This window comes from Dolichospermum sp. LEGE 00240 (genome assembly GCF_015207875.1).
GTDB classification, from domain to species: domain Bacteria; phylum Cyanobacteriota; class Cyanobacteriia; order Cyanobacteriales; family Nostocaceae; genus Dolichospermum; species Dolichospermum gracile.
In genome coordinates, this window is record NZ_JADEVZ010000006.1 from 74,231 (window position 1) to 96,627 (window position 22,397).

At 38.8% G+C, this 22,397-nt stretch carries 18 protein-coding genes and 1 pseudogene; 8 read left to right on the forward strand and 11 right to left on the reverse strand.

What is annotated here, in order from left to right:
* Window positions 1-211: 211 nt before the first annotated feature.
* From IQ226_RS03355 to sufR, 7 genes and pseudogenes are all read right to left on the reverse strand, one after another.
* A pseudogene (locus IQ226_RS03355) lies at window positions 212-1,266 on the reverse strand (IS1634 family transposase).
* Between the two features lie 103 nt (window positions 1,267-1,369).
* Window positions 1,370-1,588, reverse strand: coding sequence for a hypothetical protein (locus IQ226_RS03360; protein ID WP_193892110.1), 219 nt, complete (start codon window positions 1,586-1,588; stop codon window positions 1,370-1,372).
* A 132-nt stretch (window positions 1,589-1,720) separates the two neighbouring features.
* Window positions 1,721-3,178: an NAD(P)/FAD-dependent oxidoreductase gene (locus tag IQ226_RS03365; protein ID WP_193892112.1), complete on the reverse strand. Its 1,458-nt coding sequence runs from the start codon at window positions 3,176-3,178 to the stop codon at window positions 1,721-1,723.
* Window positions 3,179-3,303: 125 nt separating this feature from the next.
* Complete coding sequence (cobD, locus tag IQ226_RS03370; RefSeq protein ID WP_193892115.1) at window positions 3,304-4,377, reverse strand: threonine-phosphate decarboxylase CobD; 1,074 nt, start codon at window positions 4,375-4,377, stop codon at window positions 3,304-3,306.
* Window positions 4,378-4,403: 26 nt separating this feature from the next.
* Complete coding sequence (locus tag IQ226_RS03375) at window positions 4,404-4,697, reverse strand: HU family DNA-binding protein (protein ID WP_027401744.1); 294 nt, start codon at window positions 4,695-4,697, stop codon at window positions 4,404-4,406.
* 288 nt (window positions 4,698-4,985) lie between these two features.
* On the reverse strand, window positions 4,986-5,474 hold the full coding sequence (locus tag IQ226_RS03380; protein ID WP_193892118.1) for a helix-turn-helix domain-containing protein: 489 nt from the start codon (window positions 5,472-5,474) through the stop codon (window positions 4,986-4,988).
* 752 nt (window positions 5,475-6,226) lie between these two features.
* The gene (gene sufR, locus IQ226_RS03385; protein WP_193892121.1) at window positions 6,227-6,898 is read right to left on the reverse strand and encodes an iron-sulfur cluster biosynthesis transcriptional regulator SufR; all 672 of its coding nucleotides are present in this window, start codon (window positions 6,896-6,898) and stop codon (window positions 6,227-6,229) included.
* 237 nt (window positions 6,899-7,135) lie between these two features.
* Between sufR and sufB the strand changes: the two genes are divergently transcribed.
* The 5 genes from sufB to IQ226_RS03410 all read left to right on the forward strand — a co-directional run bounded on the left by sufB (window position 7,136) and on the right by IQ226_RS03410 (window position 12,955).
* The gene (gene sufB / locus IQ226_RS03390) at window positions 7,136-8,575 is read left to right on the forward strand and encodes a Fe-S cluster assembly protein SufB (RefSeq protein WP_193892123.1); all 1,440 of its coding nucleotides are present in this window, start codon (window positions 7,136-7,138) and stop codon (window positions 8,573-8,575) included.
* A gap of 55 nt (window positions 8,576-8,630) precedes the next feature.
* Window positions 8,631-9,416, forward strand: coding sequence for a Fe-S cluster assembly ATPase SufC (sufC, locus tag IQ226_RS03395; RefSeq protein ID WP_193892126.1), 786 nt, complete (start codon window positions 8,631-8,633; stop codon window positions 9,414-9,416).
* Between the two features lie 2 nt (window positions 9,417-9,418).
* Window positions 9,419-10,747: a Fe-S cluster assembly protein SufD gene (sufD, locus tag IQ226_RS03400; RefSeq protein ID WP_193892129.1), complete on the forward strand. Its 1,329-nt coding sequence runs from the start codon at window positions 9,419-9,421 to the stop codon at window positions 10,745-10,747.
* Between the two features lie 169 nt (window positions 10,748-10,916).
* Entirely contained in the window at window positions 10,917-12,182 is a 1,266-nt protein-coding gene (locus tag IQ226_RS03405; protein ID WP_193892132.1) for a cysteine desulfurase, read from the forward strand.
* Between the two features lie 308 nt (window positions 12,183-12,490).
* Window positions 12,491-12,955 carry a GNAT family N-acetyltransferase gene (locus IQ226_RS03410; RefSeq protein ID WP_193892135.1) on the forward strand — a complete coding sequence of 155 codons (465 nt, stop codon included), beginning with the start codon at window positions 12,491-12,493 and terminating at the stop codon, window positions 12,953-12,955.
* Here IQ226_RS03410 and IQ226_RS03415 read toward each other — a convergent pair.
* The 3 genes from IQ226_RS03415 to pruA form a co-directional block, all read right to left on the reverse strand.
* A complete protein-coding gene (locus IQ226_RS03415; RefSeq protein WP_193892138.1) occupies window positions 12,921-13,829 on the reverse strand; it encodes a sensor histidine kinase KdpD in 909 nt (302 codons plus the stop codon). The genes IQ226_RS03410 and IQ226_RS03415 overlap by 35 nt on opposite strands.
* Window positions 13,819-14,403 (reverse strand): L-threonylcarbamoyladenylate synthase, encoded by a 585-nt coding sequence (locus IQ226_RS03420; protein WP_193892141.1) that lies wholly within the window; start codon window positions 14,401-14,403, stop codon window positions 13,819-13,821. The genes IQ226_RS03415 and IQ226_RS03420 overlap by 11 nt, the downstream gene beginning before the upstream one ends.
* Before the next feature lie 107 nt (window positions 14,404-14,510).
* Window positions 14,511-17,489 (reverse strand): L-glutamate gamma-semialdehyde dehydrogenase, encoded by a 2,979-nt coding sequence (gene pruA / locus IQ226_RS03425; protein ID WP_193892229.1) that lies wholly within the window; start codon window positions 17,487-17,489, stop codon window positions 14,511-14,513.
* Window positions 17,490-17,726: 237 nt separating this feature from the next.
* Between pruA and IQ226_RS03430 the strand changes: the two genes are divergently transcribed.
* Entirely contained in the window at window positions 17,727-17,936 is a 210-nt protein-coding gene (locus tag IQ226_RS03430) for a hypothetical protein (protein ID WP_193892144.1), read from the forward strand.
* A gap of 633 nt (window positions 17,937-18,569) precedes the next feature.
* Here the strand turns inward: IQ226_RS03430 and IQ226_RS03435 are convergent.
* On the reverse strand, window positions 18,570-19,547 hold the full coding sequence (locus IQ226_RS03435; protein ID WP_193892147.1) for a glycerophosphodiester phosphodiesterase: 978 nt from the start codon (window positions 19,545-19,547) through the stop codon (window positions 18,570-18,572).
* Between the two features lie 116 nt (window positions 19,548-19,663).
* Between IQ226_RS03435 and ligA the strand changes: the two genes are divergently transcribed.
* Both ligA and IQ226_RS03445 read left to right on the forward strand, forming a co-directional pair.
* Complete coding sequence (gene ligA, locus IQ226_RS03440; protein ID WP_193892150.1) at window positions 19,664-21,709, forward strand: NAD-dependent DNA ligase LigA; 2,046 nt, start codon at window positions 19,664-19,666, stop codon at window positions 21,707-21,709.
* An 80-nt stretch (window positions 21,710-21,789) separates the two neighbouring features.
* On the forward strand, window positions 21,790-22,341 hold the full coding sequence (locus IQ226_RS03445) for a fasciclin domain-containing protein (protein ID WP_193892153.1): 552 nt from the start codon (window positions 21,790-21,792) through the stop codon (window positions 22,339-22,341).
* Window positions 22,342-22,397 lie beyond the last annotated feature (56 nt).

The window sequence follows — 22,397 nt, forward strand, 5'->3', positions numbered from 1 at the left end:
GAGTTTAACTTTATTTGCCAAAAAATAGAACATATTAAGTAACTTCATTTTACGAGGTTTTAAAATATATTCTCCCTCTATATTGAATTAGTAATTTCGGGTAAAATAAACATGACAATTACAGCCAAGAATATTTACATCCTCGCCAAAAATTTCTATTTACTAATTTTACCCTTGAACTATCTACATCTTTTTGTTCAAATAAACCACATCAAATAATTAGATAATATTTACTACAACTCTTTCCTAAATACCTGACAATCTTTTCACGTTCCTCTGTAAAATTGCTCATTTGTTTTTGTCCATTTATGATTACCAAATGTACAGCTTGAAACATCTGAAATACCCACCTCATTGTCGGTTTATTTGTGATTTTATTGACTTGATTTCTAATCCCGTCATCGAATTTAGCTAATTCTTGCCTTAACTTTCTTTGTGCAAGATTATAGACTAACAAACACAATCCCATAATCATTGCTATTGCTTCTACTCTTTCAGGAGTTTTGACAAATACACTGGATGTAACAAGGGGTCTTTCAAAAATGTATATAAGGCACTATCTGCTACACTTATGCCCTCAAATGTCCATTGTTTTTTAAATTCTTTTAATCTTTTTACGAATCCACTTTTATCATCTACGTTTCCTGAGTCTACTTTTAAATATAATGGGATATATCCATCTCCTGTTACTATCATGTCTATGATAAATTGTTTGAGGTCTGGTCTTTTATCTCTTGAATATCCATGAACTATTTCTATTGCTTTCATCTCCGGTTCTCTTTCTAATTTGTTCTCTCCTATTTCTTGCCTTGTTTCGTCTATTTCTTCGATTTCTTTTTTGTACTCTCCTTCTACGCTCATTGATGTCCCATCTAAATGAATGCTTTCCATTTCTACTTGGAATTTATGGGCTGCTTTTATGGCTACTGCTGTAAATATTTTTGTTGTTCCTATTTGATGATATTTGTCTAGTTCTCTTCCTAGTTTGTCATCGTTTAAATGTGATGGTAATACTCCTTCTCCTATTAAATGTTCTGTTGGTTTTCCTACAAAAAATTCCTCAAATAGGTATAATGGGGCGCTTAAAAATCCCAATCCATTTAAGATCATTGCTTTTATTACTTGTCCTGGAGTGAGGTTTTCTTTTATTTTTATTCCAACTATTTTATTCACTTCTTCTACTAATTCCATCTCGTCTATTATTCTCGCTACTATTCCTAAATGGTCTATATTTAGGATTTCCATGGCTTTTTTTGACTCTTTCATGGTTTCCCCCCTCTCTATTTGATTACACTATTTTAACAAATAAAAGCCTGAAATCTTTGCTCGGCAATCTTTTCAGGCTTTACTTTCTCTAAATTTTTAATTCCTAAATTTGCTTTAGTATCTGCGGAATGTGGGTTATTTCTCCCGGTTCGCTCATTTTTTTTGGAGTTCGAGAAATTGCCAAAAAAATAGAAAATCTAGGTTTCGTAATGGTTTTAGCGATTTCCCGAAATTTAGCTTGAACTACCCTCGGTGCTAAAAACTCTATTTTTATGCGAACTGCTTGCAGCAGCGCTTCGCTATCGCCTACGTCATAGTACATTTGAATTACAGGCTAAAACCCCTATTAAATCGTTCAGGTTTTTTCTAACTCAATTTAAAATAGGCGAACCAGGAGTTATTTTTTTCAAAATGAGAATTGCTGATCATTCTTGCTACAGTCAACCATAATCCACTATAAATTCCAATCACGACGATAATTAAAGAAGCTTAGTAGCAATTCTGAAAAAGTATGGTTCTGATTAATTCTCTGTCTATGCCATTCTCGCGCTATTTCCATAAGAATTTCGGAAAAACTGGGATAAATAGGTGATAATTTAGCCAAATACTGAATTTTCATATTTTGTGAGATTGCTAAACTAATTAAATTAATTAATTCTTCTGCTGCTATTCCCAATATAGAACATCCCAGAATTTTTCCATTTTCCAAAACTACTAATTTACAAACACCTGTAATTTCTGCTTGTATTTGTGCCGCCGTGGCTGTTTTAAAATATTGCTTAAAAACTAAAACTTGCTTTTGAGAATATTGGTTTTTAGCTTGTTTTTCTGTTAAACCAACTTGTGCTACCCTGGGCTGAGAATATATTCCCCAGGGAACAAATTCATAATTAACTTTTAGTTTGGGAAAAAATAGGGCATTTTTGACAGCAATATTAGCTTCATAATTACCAATACTCTGAATATCATAACCACCTAGCACATCACCACAAGCGTAAATTCGATGATTTGTAGTTTGTAATTTTTCATTGACAACCAAGCGGTGTTGATGCCATTTCACTCCTACCGCTGGTAAATTCAGATCCTCTAAATTTGGCTGTTGTCCAGCACAAATGAAAATTTCATCGGTTTCAATGGCTTGATTTCCAGCTTGTACCCATTTCTTATGATCTATTTGTCGGACTTGGGTAACTTGAGTTTGTGTTAAAATCCGTACACCATCAATTTCTAATTGTGCTGTTAGTAATTTGGCTATTTCTGCATCAAGACTAGGCAAAATGCTAGAATATTTGACTATTAATGTGACTTGACAACCACATCTGGCTAAAACTTGGGCTATTTCTATACTTTGAGGAACACCACCAATTATCACCCAATTTTCGGGTAATGTGGTTTTTTCTAAAGATTGCCAAATATTAGCTAAAGTTAGATATTTAATAGTATCTAATCCTGAAATATTAGGAATTAATGGATGAGAACCATTAGCGAGTAAGTAAGTACGACTATATAACCGTCTTTCATTAACTGTAAAACTTAATTGAGGAGCAGATTGAAATTGACCATTGCCAACAATAATATCAACTCCTTGGGCAGCTAAATTCTCTGCTGAATTTATTTGATTAATATTTTTGGCAACAGCATTTGCATACAACAATCCTTTGTTTAAATTTAAAGATTCTGGATTTAATTGAATATTTTTTTCGTAAATTCCTAGATTTGCTAAATTATAATATTTCTGAGTAATTTGACTAATTTCACTAAGTATGTATTGATAATTCAAATTATAGTTATGAGAAAAATCTGCGCTAATAATCAAGGCAACTTTAGCGTGTAGCCGAGTAGCACTTAAAGCCGCTTGGTATCCAGTAATACTGCCACCAATAACAACGATGTCGTAATCAATATTTGTCATTTGTCATTAGGTAATTTTATTCTTCCTTCTCCCTTCTCCCTTCTTCCTTCTTCCTCCTGATAGCGCAGCGTTAGCCATACTCCTGAATGGGCGCAGGCCCTGCGCCCCTACCGCCTGAACTCCTGCTATTGATTTTGAATTGTTTCAAGTGCTGTTAATAGGCATTGATTATCAGCTTTTGTACGGACTGCGACGCGGAAAAAGCGATCGCCTAATTCCTTAAAGCTTAAACAATCACGAATTAAGATCTGGTGTTGCTGAAGTAAATTTTGTTGTAACTGGGAAGTAGGTCCTTGAGATTGTACCAATAGGTAGTTAACAGAGCCTTTTAGGGGGGTTAAACCAGGAATTGAGGCTAGACCTTGAAATAGTTGATTTCTCGCCTCTGGCAGCCATTTCCAGGTGAGATTTTGAAATTCTGTATCTTGGAGGGCGGCGATCGCTGCGGCTGCTGCTAAAGTATTTACAGGCCAAGGATCTCGCCATGATTTCCACTTAGCTAAACGTTGAGGGTGAGCGATCGCATATCCTAATCTTAGCCCTGGTAAACTGTAAAATTTGGTGAGCGATCGTAAAATCACCAAATTCTCGTATTCCTGCACCAACCCAATTAAACTTTGTTCCGCTGCCGGTGGCAAAAAATCCATAAACGCTTCATCTACCACCACCAAAGCAAACTTTTTCAAATACGGTAAAACAGATTCCCGCAAAAATAACTTTCCCGTTGGATTATGGGGGTTATTCAGCAATAACCCAAAACCTGAAGTCTCCAATCCGAAATCTGGCAACAGAGACATATTCCCCTTCCCCCTGGACAAATCCACAGGAAACTCCAGAACTTTAGCATTATCAGCCGCAAGCGCGCGGTAATAGTCGCCAAAAGCTGGAGTTAGTACAACCGTTGCTGCTAATTGTGCTAATTCTCTACCCACCAAGGTTAATAATTCTGCTGAACCATTACCCGGCAAAATCCACTCAGTAGGTAATTGATGAAAATGACTCAGAGCAAGTCGTAATTCACCATACTCTGGGTCAGGATAATTCCTCAAACTGCCTAGTTGAGACACAATCGCCGTAATCACACTATTTGGTGGTCCCAACGGGCTGATACTGGCAGAAAAATCCACAATAGCATCAGGGGAACAGCCAGCCAGTGCTGCTGCCCAAGCCAAGTTTCCCCCGTGTGCTTGTTGTGGCATCAAAAATATCCTTCTTATAACCGAACTTATTCTTTTGGCTCTTTTGGGGGTGCTACTCTTTCTCTAAACAGTTTTCCAGCAGAGAAAGCGGGAACTCTGGTAGCGGGAATTTCCATTTTTTCGTTCGTTTTGGGGTTACGTCCTTCACGGGCTTTGCGTTCCCGTGATTCAAACGAACCAAATCCCACTAATGTCACTTTATCACCGGAAGAAACCGCTTCCACAATAGTTTCGATGGCAGCGCTCAAAACTTGGTCAGCCTGTTTCTTGGTAACATTAGCCTTTTCAGCTACTGCATCAACTAATTCGCCCTTGTTCATATCAAACTCCTAAAGTTTTATCAGAGATTATTTCTCAGAATGCACCATTAAAGCATCTTTACGTAAATCTCTGTTTGTAGAAATACAAAAATCGTTCCTTGAGAGTATTTACACTCAAAATCGCTGCAAATACGATTGACTTGACTTTTCAATGAATCATTCTAAGGTGTTGTCGCCCGAAGTGGATAGATGAAACTATTAATTTATATAGATTTCAGGATTTTTTTGCTTTTTCACCTCTTTCTTGTAATTAAAATACCCTATTTATTAGAAATAAATACTTAGTTGTCAGTTGTCATTGGTCATTGCTCCCTGCTCCCTGCTCCCTGCCCCCTGCTCCTCTGCTCCTCTGCGTGTATTAATGACCTTGCCTCTGGCTTTGAGAACTCTGCGGAGTCGGTCCGGACTCAAGTAAACTTGTCGCTCAGATGCTAATTTTTTGGCTAGTTGTTTAGAGTTATAAGTCTGAGGTTCTTCAACTAGACAGTTTTCTAGGTACTCTAAATCATTTTCTGAATAGCGGGGTTTTCCGCCTCGACCTGGAGCATCCCATAATCCGGCTAAACCCATCTTTTGCCAACGATGTAGGGTCTGACGGACTGTAGAAACTGCCCAGTTTAAACCTTGAGCAATTTGTTCGTTATTTAATCCACGAGCATTTAACAGTAGAACTTGAGCGCGGTCTTTTGTCCGCTGAGGAACATCCTTAGCTTTTCTCAACTCTTCTAAAGTTAATTTTTCTTCATCACTTAACAAAATTTTCAGTCGGCATCCCATAATCCTTTTAATCTAAATTAATGTATTTGGTATACTGATGTGTATTTTGGGCGGCATATTTGTCAACATTCCCATGTTAACACATTATTTATGGGTTTTGTCAAGACTTTATGAGCTTTAATATAATTACAAATATTCTGTATACTCTGTATTTATTAGTGTATTAATATACAACAATAACTTAAATTAAAAATAGCTTATCTGTTGCCTTCCAGACTTACTATTTCGCTTTTATTGTGTAAACCTACTGAATAGATTTTCCTAGTGTTCAGTCATCGAAAGACAACTTGCGCTATTAGCAAGGAACTTGAGTTCCTTGCGGGATGGTTTTTTTTGTTAATTTAACACTAATACCAATGCTCTTGACTCCTGAATTTGAGAAGCGAAAAAAAAGGTTTGGTGCTATGACCAAACCTCCATAATTGCTGTGCTTAACAACGTACTCAATTAATTTAGTGCTACTCTAGTCACATATCATCTTCCTATGGAATGTGTACAAATTGCTCTAATTGTGATAAATCAAGACTGCAACCTATATTGGCGCTGCAAGTATTAGTCTATAGCTATAGAAATTTTTATTTATATATATTTTTAATAGTTTTGTAAAGTAACAATTTATTTAACTCAAGTTGCTAGTTATCTCGTTGAGGCTGGTAATGGGTAATTAGTAATAGGTAATTGGTAATAAAAACTAGCTATTAGCCCGGAAATTGGTTTCCGGGTGGGGATAGAAGCACACAATTAACCCCCACTTAACTTTTTTGTACTAAATAACCACAACGATGTTCACCATGAATTAACCAGTGAGTCCGTTCCACAGTACAATCTGGGAGAATAGCCGCAAACATTTCCAATTCATGACCACAAACGCTGGGAAAAGATTCTGCAACATCAGAAATGGCGCAGGTATGTTCCACAAAAATAAATCTTTCCGCACCACTAGCATCTGATTCCACAGCGTGAAACTCCGCCATAAAACCTTCAGCCTTTCGCAATTCTATCAAAGTTGCAACCCGTTCCCGCAAAGAACCATTACCCACCCGTTCATGATATTCTTGAGCTTTGCGTTCCCACTGTTTCCGTAAAATAGACTTTACTTGGTCACGTCCCACAGTTTCCGCCAAGGTGTCCAAGAGAGAAACCGCAAACTCGCCATAACCATCATTTAAGCGGTTAGCACTTTTTTGCAAATGTGATCTTCCGCCCCGACTCAAGTGATAAACGTGCTGCGGTCTGCCCATACTCGGCTGTGCTGATACCGAATATATAACTAGCTCCTCCGTCTCTAAATCCTTTAAATGACGGCGAATCGCTTGGGGACTGACATCGAGAAAGTTCGCCAACTCCACAGCCGTTGCTTGTGAGTGTTTCAATAGATATTCTAGGATATCCTGCTTAGTTGAGGTCTGCTGGGTAGTCGCCATCTTCTCTACTAGACGCTTCGCAAACGTCCCAAAATAAAAAACTTTTTTTGTGAAAATTTAACTTAAACAACATTGTTGTTGTTAATCTATCGTACAATGAAAACAGATTAAACAACATCTGAATTGTTTTAGTCGTTAAACCTATTCTAGCAGTCCTGTTAGGAATTGGTAACAGAAACCGGGAATTAGCTTTTTGCAGCCCGTCGCCCGTCCTTTAAAGAGAAAACAAGAGAACCGATGAGCGCCTCCGTCACCACTTTAGTCAACCAACCTTATAAGTACGGCTTTGTTACCGATATTGAAGCCGATACTATCCCTCGTGGGTTAAGCGAAGATGTTGTTCGCCTGATTTCCGCCAAAAAGAATGAGCCGGAATTTATGCTGGAATATCGTCTCCGCGCTTATCATCAATGGCTGAAAATGACAGAACCCACTTGGTCTCATGTCCAATATCCGCCTATTAATTATCAGGATATTATTTATTATTCCGCACCGAAACAAAAGAAAGCCAAACTCAACAGTTTAGACGAGGTTGATCCGACTTTATTGGAAACCTTTGCCAAATTAGGTATTCCTTTAAATGAACAAAAGCGATTAAGTAATGTTGCTGTTGATGCGATTTTTGATAGTGTTTCTGTCGCCACTACATATAAAGAAAAACTTGCCAAAGATGGCGTAATTTTCTGTTCTTTTTCGGAAGCTTTACAAGAACACCCAGAACTGATTAAAAAATATTTGGGTAGCGTTGTTCCCATTGCTGATAATTATTTCGCAGCTTTAAATGCGGCTGTATTTAGTGATGGCTCTTTCGTCTATATTCCCAAGGGCTTAAAATGTCCGATGGAATTGTCTACCTATTTCCGCATTAATACCGGAGATACTGGACAATTTGAACGGACTTTAATTGTCGCCGAAGAAGGAAGTTATGTTTCTTATTTAGAAGGTTGTACAGCGCCAATGTACGACAGCAACCAATTACACGCTGCGGTTGTGGAATTGGTAGCTTTAGATAATGCGGAAATTAAATATTCTACTGTGCAAAACTGGTACGCTGGGGATGCAAATGGTAAAGGTGGAATTTACAACTTTGTGACTAAACGTGGTTTGTGTCAAGGTGTCAATTCTAAGATTTCTTGGACTCAAGTAGAAACCGGTTCAGCTATTACTTGGAAATATCCTAGTTGTGTTTTGATTGGTGATAATTCTGTCGGTGAATTTTACTCCGTTGCATTAACAAATCATCAGCAGCAAGCTGATACTGGAAGTAAGATGATTCACGTGGGGAAAAATACCCGCAGTACTATTATTTCTAAAGGTATTTCTGCTGGTAAATCTAGCAATAGTTACCGGGGTTTGGTGAAGATTAATCCTACTGCTAAGGGTGCGAGAAATTATTCTCAATGTGATTCGATGTTGATTGGGGATAATGCTCAAGCTAATACTTTTCCTTATATTCAAGTTCAGAATAATACGGGTAAGGTCGAACATGAGGCTTCTACTTCTAAAATTGGTGAAGATCAATTGTTCTTTTTTGCTCAACGTGGTATTTCTTCGGAAGATGCTATTTCAATGATGATTAGCGGTTTCTGTAAGGATGTTTTTAATCAGCTTCCTATGGAGTTTGCTGTTGAAGCTGATAAGTTGTTGAGTTTGAAGCTGGAAGGTAGTGTTGGTTAGTTTTTTTAACGAACCGCAGAGACGCAGAGTACGCAGAGGAAGAGAGGAAGAAAAGATGATTGTTGAGAATAGTGATTTGATTTTGTCGGTTAAGGACTTGAAAGCGGAAGTTGATGGAACTCCAATTTTAAAGGGTTTAAATTTGGATATTCGCGCTGGTGAAATTCACGCGATTATGGGTCCAAATGGCTCTGGAAAGAGTACCTTTTCTAAGGTGTTAGCGGGACATCCAGCTTATACTGTGACTGGTGGTGAGGTGGTTTTCCAAGGTGCAAATCTTTTGGAAATGGAAGCAGCGGAAAGAGCTAGAGGTGGTGTATTTTTGGCTTTCCAATATCCTCTAGAAATTCCCGGTGTGAGCAATTTGGATTTTTTACGAGTTGCTTATAATTCTCGTCGCAAAGCTCAAGGTTTGGAAGAGGTTGACGCTTTCGATTTTGATGATTTGGTTGAGGAAAAGTTAGAAGTTGTGAAGATGAATTCTTCTTTTCTAAATCGCAGTGTGAATGAGGGTTTTTCTGGTGGGGAAAAGAAGCGGAATGAAATTCTGCAAATGGCGATTTTAGAACCAAAGTTAGCGATTTTGGATGAAACTGATTCTGGTTTGGATATTGATGCTCTGAAAATTGTCGCTAATGGGGTTAATCAGTTAACTAATGCTGAAAATGCGACAATTATGATTACTCATTATCAGCGTCTTCTTGATTATATTGTTCCTGATTTTGTTCATGTGATGGCGCGAGGACAAATTATTAGAAGTGGTGGTAAGGAGTTGGCGCTTGAGTTGGAATCTCGCGGTTATGATTGGGTGTTGGAAGAAGCTTTAGGAGTGGGTGTATAATCATGACTATTGAAGTTTCTCCCAGTTCTATTTCTGATTCTTTTTTGGACAGAGATGCTTTTTTAACTGGGTTGTTAAATCAGGTAACTGGATCGGAAAAAGATGATTGTTTGCAGCAACTTCGTGATGGTGCTGTTAAATGGGTTCGTCATTCTGTTATTCCCAATACCCGCGATGAAGAATGGCGATTTACTGATTTATCACCTTTGAAACAGATAGATTTTAAGTTGGGGATGTTTCAGGAAATATCTTTAGAATCTGATATTTTATCTGAAGTTTCTCAGCGATTAGTATTTGTTAATGGTGTTTACTCACCTGATTTATCTCATACTGAAGATTTACCTGCTGGTTTGAAAGTTGGTAATTTGGATGTTTTATCTGATGAGGTTGCACAGCAATATTTAGCGCAATCTGAGGGAACAAGGGAAGTTTTTACGGCTTTAAATACTGCGGCTTTAAATGATGTCGCTGTGGTGTGGGTTGGTAAAAATGTGGTGGTGGAAACTCCCATTCATTTACTTTTTGTTTCTGTTTCTGGTGAGTCTGCGACTATTTCCCAACCTCGTGTTTTAGTCGTCGCTGAAAGTAATTCTCAGGTGGGTTTGATTGAGGAATATACGAACCACAGAGACACGGAGAACACAGAGAAGGAAGTGTATTTTACTAATGGGGTAACGGAAATCTGGGTAAATGAAAATGCTCAGGTGAGTCATAATAGGGTTGTTCGGGAAGGTGCAGCGGCTTTTCATGTGGGGAAAACTGCTGTTACTCAGGCACGATATAGTCGTTATAGTTGTAATGCGGTGACGGTTGGGGGGAGAATCTCTCGTCACAATTTGGAGATTTTGCAAACTGGTGAACAAACGGAAACGACCCTGAATGGTTTAACTGTGATTGGTGATAATCAATTGGCTGATACTCACAGTGCTTTATCTTTGAATCATCCACATGGTGTGAGCAAACAGTTACACAAGTGCATTATAGGCGATCGCGCTCATGGTGTCTTCAATGGTAAGGTTTTTGTTCCTAAACCGGCACAGTTAACTAACGCTTCTCAATTAAATCGCAATTTGCTGTTATCATCTAAGTCGAGAATTGATACCAAACCTCAATTAGAAATTACTGCTGATAATGTTAAATGCGCTCATGGTGCTACTGTCAGTCAGTTAGAGGATGATCAAATATTCTATCTGCAAAGTCGCGGTATTGATGAAAATAATGCGCGGAAATTATTAGTTAATGGTTTCGCAATGGAAGTTATTAACTTTATTCCTGTTGCTTCTTTACGTGAGAGTTTGTTGAAAACTGTTACAAGTCTCACGAATAAGTAGGCGATTGAAAAGGCGATTAGAAATCGCGGCTATACAAACAAAGTCCGCCTTCGCGGACTCAAGACAAATTAATAAATTAAACCCATGAAGATGGGTTTCGCCTGTGTAGCTGCGATTTCCAATCGCCTGGTGTAATTAAACCTAAAAACTCCTGAAATCTTTATTCAAAATGGTCATCACTTCTACCAAATCTCTCGCTGATAAAGTTCGCGCTGACTTCCCGATTTTACATCAGGAAGTTCACGGTAAACCCCTGGTTTATCTCGATAATGCGGCTACTTCTCAGAAGCCTTTAGCTGTATTAAATGCTTGGCGTGATTATTACGAACAATATAATTCTAATGTCCATCGTGGCGCACATTTTCTCAGCGGCAAGGCTACTGATGCTTATGAGGGTGCGCGTGATAAAATTGCTAAATTCATTAATGCCAAATCCCGCCAAGAAATTGTTTACACTCGCAATGCAACTGAGGCTATAAACCTAGTCGCTTACAGTTGGGGAATGAACAATTTACAGCCAGGAGATGAAATTATTCTCTCGGTTATGGAACACCATAGTAATATTGTTCCTTGGCAATTTGTGGCTCAAAAAACGGGTGCGGTTTTGAAGTTTGTCGAATTAACACCGGCAGAAACTTTTGATTTGGAACAGTTTAAAAACTTGATTTCTGACAAAACAAAACTGGTGTCTATCGTGCATATTTCTAATACTTTGGGTTGCATAAATCCAGTTAAAGAAATCGCCGAAATTGCTCACAGATACGGTGCGAAGTTCTTACTTGATGCTTGTCAAAGTGTCCCCCATACTCCCATTGATGTTCAATCACTTGACTGTGATTGGTTGGTGGCTTCTGGACATAAAATGTGCGCTCCCACTGGCATTGGCTTTTTATATGGTAAGCTGGAATTATTGGAAGCAATGCCGCCATTTTTCGGTGGTGGTGAGATGATTGCAGAGGTATTTTTAGACCATTCTACCTACGCAGAATTACCCCACAAATTTGAAGCTGGTACTCCGGCTATTGGGGAAGCGATCGCCCTTGGTGCCGCTATAGATTATCTTACTAATATTGGTATGGATAAAATCCATGCCTATGAAGCCGAATTAACTGCCTATTTATTCGCGCAATTAGGGCGAATACCCCAAATTAGAATCTACGGACCAAAACCTAATGCTCAAGGGGAAGGGAGAGCCACATTAGCAGCTTTTACGGCAGAGGGTGTCCACCCTAATGATTTAGCAACTTTGTTAGATCAAGAAGGTATTGCAATTCGTTCTGGACACCATTGTACTCAACCATTACACCGTTATTTAAGTTTATCAGGAACTGCACGGGCAAGTTTATCTTTTTACAATACCCGTGAGGAAATTGATGTTTTCATCAAAGCATTGAAGGAGACTTTGGACTTTTTTGCTGGTGTGTTTGGCGATTGAGAATAGGTAAAACGGGCGGTTAGAAACCGCGTCTACACAGGCAAAACCCACCTGCGTGGGTTTCAATCCTTGATTTTTCCTTAGTCCGCGCAGGCTGACTTTGTTTGTGTAGCCGTGAACTCCATGCGCCAGGGCTTAAGTTGACACCATTAAACTTTTGCTTTACCCCTACCCGCATAATCTTAGCAGTATTGTATTGAATCCTAACCCTAATTAGAATGTTGCATATACATATACAAAGTTAGTAATTTCTAGGAAAATATGCCATAACAGAAGCGAAGATACTCCGATAATTATGGTGTCTATAGATGAAATATTCTCAGATTCAATTTAGCCAAAGCCTTGCGGATATTGATCTTTTCCAACTCCAAGAACTGTTTAATCTGGCTGCTTTTTGGGCAAAAGGACGTAGTATTAAGGATTGGGGTATAGCTCTTGCTAACAGTGAACCTGTTATTTCTATCTGGGATAGGGAATTATTAATTGGTTTTGCTAGAGCCACCTCTGATGGCATCTATCGCGCTACAATTTGGGATGTTGTCATTCATCCAGATTATCAAGGTAACGGTTTGGGTAGCAAGTTGGTGGAAACGGTTTTAAGTCATCCCCGAATGCAGAAGGTGGAGCGTGTATACTTAATGACAACGCACCAACGGGAATTTTATGAAAAGATTGGTTTTCGAGTCAATAATACCACGACAATGGTTTTAGATCATCAATCTGATTTTGAGGCTTTTGTCAGTGAAGAGATTTGTTTGCAAGAGTCTCTATAGGCATGGATATTTGCAGCCTAGTTAACTGCGATGTTGCTTCCTGGTTGGTGGGAAAAGGCAAAATTTCTAATTTTCCTCCCATCAATTCTACCAAACGTTGATTGAGTGAAAGTTTCATTCCAGGTGACAAATCTATATTTTCCTGAGTTGTTTGAGGTTCTGATTTCATCAAATCTAGAGATTCATTTGTGATTACTGTATCAGTGGGTACGTCCAACCAAATATTGGCAAAATTACCTGGAGATTGTAAGTTGCTAGAAAGATGTATATTCCCTTCTTCCATGTTAGCAACTGTTGTATCTATCAAATTTATTAATACTTGTTTAAGCCAATTGTAATCTGTCAAAATTTGAATTTCTGGATCTGAGGGTGATAAAATAAAGGGATAATTGCGGTTAACCGCTAGTAAATAAGTTAGTTCATAAACTTCCTGGAGAAATTCACTTAATTGTAAAGCCTGAATATCTAATTTATTTCTACCCGATTCAATTTTGGAAACATCGAGAATTTCATCAATTATTTTTAATAATTTCAGAGATTTTTCGTAAGCTTGTTGGACAAATTCTCGCTCTTCTTGGGGATTTTCACACAAATCGGCCAAAATCAGTTGATGTAAACCCATTATACTCCCTAAAGGCGATCGCAATTCATGACCAATCCTAGCTAAAAAACCCCCTTGAAATCGGCTCATCTCCCGCGCCTGATAGTAGGCTAATTGGGTTTGCTCTAATTCTGCCAAAAGTGGGTTTTCTTGCTGTTGTGGAGCATTTTTAACGGGAATGGATGCAAATTTGCTAGGCTGAAGGAATAATCTACAAAAACCTATTCCTAATCCTATTCCCGCGCCTAAATATAGCCAGTTACTAAAATTCATAATTATCTAATTTAATACTACCTTGTCGTAAAATCTGCCAATTTTTCCCTGTCCATTTAGCAACGGTGGAAGGTATTCCCAAACCTTGGTATTCCGTTGATTCTAATGTTAAAACCTCTGGAAATTGAGCTTCTATAGCTGCTTTGGTTTCTAAAGCTGGTTGTCCTGATAAATTAGCGCTAGTTGTCGCCATTGGACCAGTTTGTGCCAAAATAATTTGAGCAACTGGATGATTGGGGACGCGAATTCCAATAGTGGTCGGTTCAAGAGGATTCATGACAGTGGGAATTTTGTCACTAGCTGGTAAAACTAAAGTTAATGCACCTGGCCAATATTGATTAACAATTTTTTGCCAGGTTTGATATTCTCTTTGGCTACCTTGAACATAATCCCATAAATCTTCAGCTTTGGCAGCCATTAAAATTAAAGGTTTATCAAAACTGCGTTGTTTCGCAGCATAAATTAATTCTGCTTGTACTGGTATGGTGGCTAATGCAGGAACTGTATCTGTAGGGAAACTGATGAGTTTTCCCGCTTTTGCAGATTCTATCAGGACTGATAACGAAAGGTTCATAAAGATGGTTTTTCTGCCGGTGTTTTGAGTTAGGGATAATTTTTTTTGATATTATTATTTTAGATCCCCGACTTCTTGAAGAAGTTGGGGATCTGTGTAGGATATAGTTATTCTGCACCTTCAATTGGGGCAAAACCTTGACGTTGGATGTTTTCTGTGATATGGCGTGGTTCTAGGAATTGCAGTAGGTAATCTGGTCCGCCTGCTTTGGAACCGACTCCAGAAAGTTTGAAACCGCCGAAAGGTTGACGGGAAACGATCGCTCCAGTAATATTTCGGTTAATGTATAAATTCCCAACTTCAAATTCCGCTTGTGCTTGTTCAATATGGGAAGGTGTGCGAGAATAAAGACCACCGGTTAAAGCGTAGTTTGTGCCGTTAGCAACGTCTATTGCTTCTTGAAAATCTTTCACCCGAATTACTGCTAAGACAGGTCCAAATATTTCCTGCTGGGCGATAACTCCATCTGCGGGTACTTCCGAAAAAATCACCGGACCGATAAAATAACCTTGAATGGGTGCGGGTAATTCTAAGGCGACTTTTGCTTCTTGTTTACCTTTTTGAATATACTCCAAAATGCGAGCTTGGGCATTAGCATCAATTACCGGACCAACTTGGGTACTGGGTAATTCAGTTTCTCCAATATTTAAAGACTTAGTTGCTTCTACCAACCTTTCCACAAAGGCATCATAAATAGGTTCAAGCACAATTACCCGTGAACAAGCAGAACATTTTTGTCCACTATAACCAAAAGCAGATTGGACAACGCCGACAACAGCCTGGTCTAAATCAGCACTTTCATCTACAATAATGCCATTCTTGCCACCCATTTCGGCAATTACCTTTTTGAGATGCTTTTGACCAGGTTTGAGAATTGCGGCTTCTGCGTAAATTCTACAACCTACTTCCTGAGAACCAGTAAAAGCAATCACATGAGTATCAGGATGATTAACCAAATAAGCGCCTACCTGCGAACCCTTACCAGGAACGTATTGAAAAACACCTTTAGGGATTCCAGCTTCTATGAGTATTTCCGTCAACTTTGCAGTAATCACAGAAGAAGTTTCTGCCGGTTTGAGTAAAGTACAATTTCCTGAAACCAAGGCTGCAACAGTCATACCGCAAGCAATAGCCAAAGGAAAATTCCAGGGAGAAATGACAACAGCGATACCTTTTGGCTGGTAAATATAACGATTGGTTTCCCCAACCACATCATAAATTACACCCTTATCCAACCGTTCCATTTCCGCAGCATAATAAAGACAAAAATCAATGGCTTCCGAAACCTCTGCGTCAGCTTCCTTAACAGGTTTTCCCACCTCCAAAACTATCCAAGCGGAAAGTTCGGCGCGTCGTTCCTCCATTAACTCCCCAGCTTGACGCAAAATATCTGCACGTTGTTTAACTGGAGTTTTCTTCCAAGCGGGAAAAGCCGCCTTAGCAAACTTCATTGCTTCCTCAGCTTGTTCAATACTGAGTAAACCCACCTTACCAACAACCTGACTAAAATTAGAAGGATTAAGAGAATCAACAAACGTTGTAGTATTCACATATTCCCCATTTAGCAAAGGTAAATAAGTTTTCCCCAACTGCTGACGCACATTTGCCAAAGCCAAACTCGACCTCTTCCTTCTCTCCTCCTCCGCAAAATCAGTATCGGCAACACCAACAAAACCTCCTTTCTCCTCTCTGCGACTCTGCGCCTCTGCGTGAGACATAATTGGGGCTGCTAACAACTCCTCAACCGGGCGATTTTCCAGATTTTGCCGTAAAAACGAACTATTCGCCGTATTTTCCAATAATCTGCGAATTAAATAAGCCATTCCTGGTAATAAGTCACCGTAGGGACAATAAACCCGCACACGATAACCTTTATCTACCAAAGCTTTGGCGATTTTATCACCCATGCCGTACAGAACTTGCATTTCAAAACGACGACGGGGAACATTGAGACTTTCCGCAATTGCTATGGCGCGAGATTGCGATCGCACATTATGACTACCTATGGCAGAATAGACATACTGATGATTTTCTAGCAATAGCTGAGTTATCGCCTCAAAATTGGCATCGGTGGCGACTTTATCATTGTAAACTGGTTGTGGCCAATGCTTTTGAGTAGCTTTGATGGTTTCTTGGTCCCAATAAGCACCTTTAACTAGACGAATGGTGAGAGGATAACCCCGTTGTTTTAACCAAGCAATAATATCTCTAGCGTCTTGTTCACTATCCCGCAGATATGCTTGTATTGTCATCCCGATATCAGTACGTTGACGAAATTCCTCTTCTAGTAATAGCTTTTTGAGAATATTGAATGTGATATCTTTATAGGCGTATTGTTCCATATCAAAATGGACTGCTGCATCTAATTCTTGAGCGCGACGGAGTAAAGTCCGAATATGATTGCTGACTCGGGCTTCACTACCTTGGGCATCCAAAGGATCAAATTGGGAGTAAAATGCCGTTAATTTGACAGAAACCTGGACTTTGGGGAGATTTTCGCCGTCAGCTTCATCAATAGCCGGAATTTTCCCCCAATTTTTGGATGCTTCCACCAACTGCTGCATCAATTCCAGGTATCTTTCTAAATAAGATTGCGCTTCTAATTCAGTAATTACCGCTTCACCGAGGAGGTCAATGGTGAAAGCCATTTTGTCTTTTCGCAGTCTCTCAACAGTTTTGATGACTTGCTTGATATTTTCCCCGGAAATATATTTATGTGCTAAAGTTTCCACCGCAGTTCCCACTGTTGTCGCGGCTACCTGTGCGGGCATAGAATCAGGGTTAGCAAAGTTTAAGATTCCTTTCAAAGCTGCGGGTAGTTCTACGGAATCATCTCCCAAATATTCTTGCAAATGGGAGGCAATTTCTGATTTACTATGTAAAGCGGGCAAGGTATCTATGAACCGGAATAATTGTACCCGTAAACCTGGATTACTCATAGCCCAATCGAGTAATTTATCATCAAGGCGCATTTGGTCTCGTAAAGCAGCCAAAAATGAGCGATTTTCCTGGGTAGCAGCTAGAACTTGTTTAGCAATTTCTTGGGTTTTCGCTTCGTAAGTGTTGTTTTCTACTTGTAATACCATAAATTTTTTAGTTGTCAGTTGTTCGTTGTTCGTTGTTTCCAAACGAAATTTTTCTGGAGTAGTGTTGAATGATTGCGTAAAAACAAACTATGGTGTTTGTAATTTAGTAAACACCATTTTGTAAACCTTCCTAGTAACTTTGAATGTGATTTTATTGAATATTTGGAAAAATTGGACTTTAGCAACTTTGGGGATAGGGATACTTTGTTTGACAGGTGGTACAAAAAAAGCCGACAAATGCACAATAAGAAAGATGGCGGAAAGAGGCAAGCTCTGCTGCAAGCAGTTCGCAATGCGGAAATTCTAGCAGATAAAACTAATAAAAACCCACAGCAGCAATGGAATTTCGTTATTCATTGTGAAACAGCAGATCATAAATCAGAATATTCCCCAAACCCTCATTTCTCTGTGTTCTCTGTGGTTCATTATTCTGTAACTCCTGCGTAAGTCCTAAATATCACTAAAATTAATAACATTGACAGGTTGCATATCACTTCTTTGTCAATTTGTCAATAGGAAATTTTGGCGATCGCTCAAATTAGATCATTTCTGAGCAAATTCATGGCTAAAATTGTTGAAGGAATAGCTATTAATTTTGTAAAGTTTTGTATTAGCCTGGGAAAATGATTTCTGAACCTACTGTCAATCAAGGGTTTGAGACTAACATCTTCTAAAAAATCTAAAATTGACAATAATAACCCGATTATGAAATTCTCTGAAATTATAGCAAATCGCTGAAAGTATAGCAACCTCGTTGATAAATAGAAAAGATTCTCAACTAATTATTAAGGAAATATAAAGGCAAATTGCTAAAAGTTATAAATATCAAAAGTATTATTGATTTTCTATAATTTAAACTAATCATATAGCCATGATGAATAATATATCTGATAAATAGCATCTAGGATAAAACTAAGAGCATATTATGAGATTATAATTGTGCGATAGCTCTTTCGGTACACAAACCCTAAATTTAGCCAGATTAGCAGCTTTCACAATTGAAGATGGTATCATATGTTCTCGTTTTGCTTGATTACGAGCGAGAAAATACAGCGATTTGAGATCAAACATAGCAATAAATTATTCATAGAGTTTGACTTTTAAGGCTTTATCTGGATAATCACTAAATACACCATCCACACCCAATTTAAAAAATGATTGATATTCCTGTTCAGGATTTCCCTGACAGTCTAAGGGTAAGAAAAAATCCTCATTTCTAAAAGTCCAAGCGTGAACTTGTAAATTAGCTGCATGAGCATCTATAATTAAAGATGTTGGTGATAGTAATTGACCATGATTATCTCTGGGAATTAATAAGTTTTTATTTACACCTATTGCTTGGGCATATTCGGCAATTTCTTTTAACCCTTTTTGATTTAATAAATCTGCATAATTTCGGGGATTATTATTAATCGCAAAATCGTAAGGTTGACCAGTATCATTAATGAGTTGGACTAATGGTAAATCTGTTTTTCGAGATAATTCTTTGAGGTTACTAACTTCAAAAGATTGAATAAATATGGGTAAATTAACTGTCTGTAAACTGAATAATAAAGTGTCTTCTAATGGTAAACCAATTGATTGAAAATAACTGGGATGTTTTGTTTCAGGATAAATGCCGATATTACGGCCAATTGCTTGACTTTTATGCTGGGCTAAATCAATGATTTCTCTAAAAGTGGGAATAGGAAATATTCCTTCATAAACTAGATTTTGCGGGCGTAATTGGGGAATACGTTCTTTAGCTGTTAAGGTTTTGATTTCTGCTATGGTCAAGTCTTCTGTAAACCAACCTGTTTTAATTTCATTATCAATAATTTTCGTGGTTTTTAAATGAGCAAATTCGGGATGATTAGCAATATCAGTAGTTGCGGATATTTCATTTTCATGACGGGCAATTAAAACACCATCTTTAGTAATAACTAAATCGGGTTCAATATAATCAGCACCTAAATCAATTGCTAATTCATAACTAGCTAAAGTATGTTCAAGACGGTAGCCACTTGCACCACGATGAGCGATAATAATGGGGGGTTTGTTTATGAAAGTTTGAGTCATGATGACTGTTGACTGTTGACTGTTGACTGTTCCCTGACCACACAAGTAAATTCACAGAATCAAACCGGATTCCTATAATTAAATTCCCACTGTTATTATTTTTTGTTATGAAACTGATGATGTCAAATCAGCCGGAAGTAAAACGTATAGGAGAGTTACGCCGCTTATTGCAACAAGCTAGTTATGCCTATTATGTTTTAGATGCGCCAGTTATGGAAGATACGGTTTATGATCGGCTGTATCGAGAGTTGCAAGAATTAGAAACACAAAATCCCGAATTAATTACTCCTGATAGTCCAACTCAGCGTGTTGGCGATCGCCCTGCCACCCATTTTACTTCAGTTCGTCACAATATTCCCCTATATAGCCTGGAAAATGCCTTCAATATTGAAGAATTGCAAAGTTGGGATCAACGGTGGCGGCGATACTCACCCATTCAGTATAATGACGGAGAACTGGAATATGTATCTGAGTTAAAAATTGATGGTGCAGCTTTAGCTTTGACTTACGAAAATGGCTTCTTAGTCAGGGGGACAACGCGAGGAGATGGGGTAATGGGTGAGGATATTACCCAAAATGTCAGGACTATTCGCTCAATTCCCCTCCGTTTGCATTTTGACGGGTTAGAAAATATTGCTAAGGTGGAAGTCCGCGGAGAAGCATTCCTACCTTTACAGGTATTTAAGGAAATTAATGAGAAGAGACAAAAGGCTGGAGAACAGTTGTTCGCCAATCCGCGCAATGCTGTGGCAGGGACGCTCAGACAATTAGATTCACGAATTGTAGCACAGCGACAATTAGATTTCTTTGCTTATACTCTGCATATTACGGGCTTGGATGATTCTAGTATTGCCAATACTCAATGGGAAGCTTTAGAATTGTTGCAAAAAATGGGTTTTCGAGTTGATACCAATCATAAACTCTGCCATTCTATCGCTGAAGTTGCTGAATATTACCAATATTGGGATACAGAACGGCTGAATTCTCCCTACATGACAGATGGTGTTGTCGTTAAATTAAATACTTTTAGACTCCAAGAACAATTGGGGTTTACACAGAAGTTTCCCCGCTGGGCTATAGCCTTAAAATATCCGGCAGAAGAAGCCCCAACCCGTGTAGAAAAAATTACTGTCAATGTGGGCAGAACTGGGGCATTAACTCCTTTAGCGGAAATGTTGCCAGTACAATTAGCGGGAACAACTGTTTCCCGTGCTACATTACACAATAGCGATCGCATCGAACAATTAGATATTCGCATTGGCGACACCGTGATTGTTCGCAAAGCCGGCGAAATCATTCCCGAAGTCGTTCGGGTCATCAAAGAACTACGTCCCGCTGACACTCAACCTTTCATTATGCCTTCCCATTGTCCCGTCTGTGGTCAACAGGTGGTGAGAGAAACAGGCGAAGCTGTTACTAGATGTGTAAATGCTTCCTGTGCGGCGATTCTTAAAGGTGAGGTTGAACATTGGGTTAGTCGTGACGCTTTAGATATTAAAGGTGTGGGAGAAAAGTTGGTGTATCAACTCGTAGATAAAGGCTTGGTACATTCCATTGCTGATTTATATGAATTGACAACAGAGCAATTATGTGCGTTAGAACGCATGGGACAAAAATCGGCGGAAAAATTGGTGAAGGCGATCGCACAATCAAAAACCCAACCCTGGTCTAGAGTATTATATGGTTTAGGCATCCGTCACGTTGGCAGCGTCAACGCCCAATTACTCACAGAGAAGTTTACCACCGTCGCCGAGTTAACAGCCGCCAGACAATCGGATATTGCAGGCGTTTATGGTATCGGTGCAGAAATCGCCCAATCAGTCTATCAATGGTTTCGCACCCCAGCCAATCAAACCTTAATCTCCCGGATTCAGACCATTGGTTTACAATTAGCCAACAGCACCCAAACCAAAGCAGTAGAGAAAATTAATCAAAATTTTGCGGGGAAAACCTTTGTCGTCACCGGCACATTACCAACCTTAAAACGGGATGAAGCCAAAGCCTTAATTCAAAAAGCAGGTGGTAAAATTACTGATTCAGTTAGCAAAAAAACAGACTTTTTAGTTGTGGGTGCAGATGCCGGTTCTAAGCTAGAAAAAGCCCAGAATTTAGGAATTAGCCAATTGACAGAGGCACAGTTATTAATAATGCTGGCAGAATAGTTACAAATGAACATAAATTGTTAAATTCTGTTACAATTTTGGTAGTGAATTTCAACTAAAATTTGTGGGAGCGAGAAATCATGAATTCCGTTTTTAGTAAAACACTTGCTATTGCTGTAGCGGCAACCACCCTTTTCGTCAGTGTTCCTGCTTTTGCAGAACACAACCAGAGTGCGCCCATAAGCGAGAAAGCTGATACTAATAAAACCACTGTAGGAACAATTATTGATGTTGCCAGTGGTAACAGTTCCTTTAAAACCCTGGTAACAGCTATTAAAGCCGCCGGTTTAGTAGAAACCCTATCTGGTCAAGGACCATTTACCGTATTTGCACCCACAGACGCAGCCTTTGCTGCCTTACCAAAAGGAACTTTAGAAAAACTTTTGAAGCCAGAAAACAAAGCAACTTTAGTCAAAATTCTGACCTATCACGTAGTTCCGGGTGCAGTTTACGCTAAAGATATCAAACCTGGTGCTGTCAAAACAGTTGAAGGTCAACCAGTAAATATAAAAGCTAAGAAAGGCGTAGTGTCTGTAGGTAACGCCCAAGTTACTAAAGCAGACGTTAAAGCTAGTAATGGCGTAATTCATGTAATTAATAAGGTGCTACTTCCCCCTGACGTGAGGTTGTAGAATTTTTCACATCAGGCGAAATGCTGCTCGGATAATTATCAAGATAAATTGTTTCT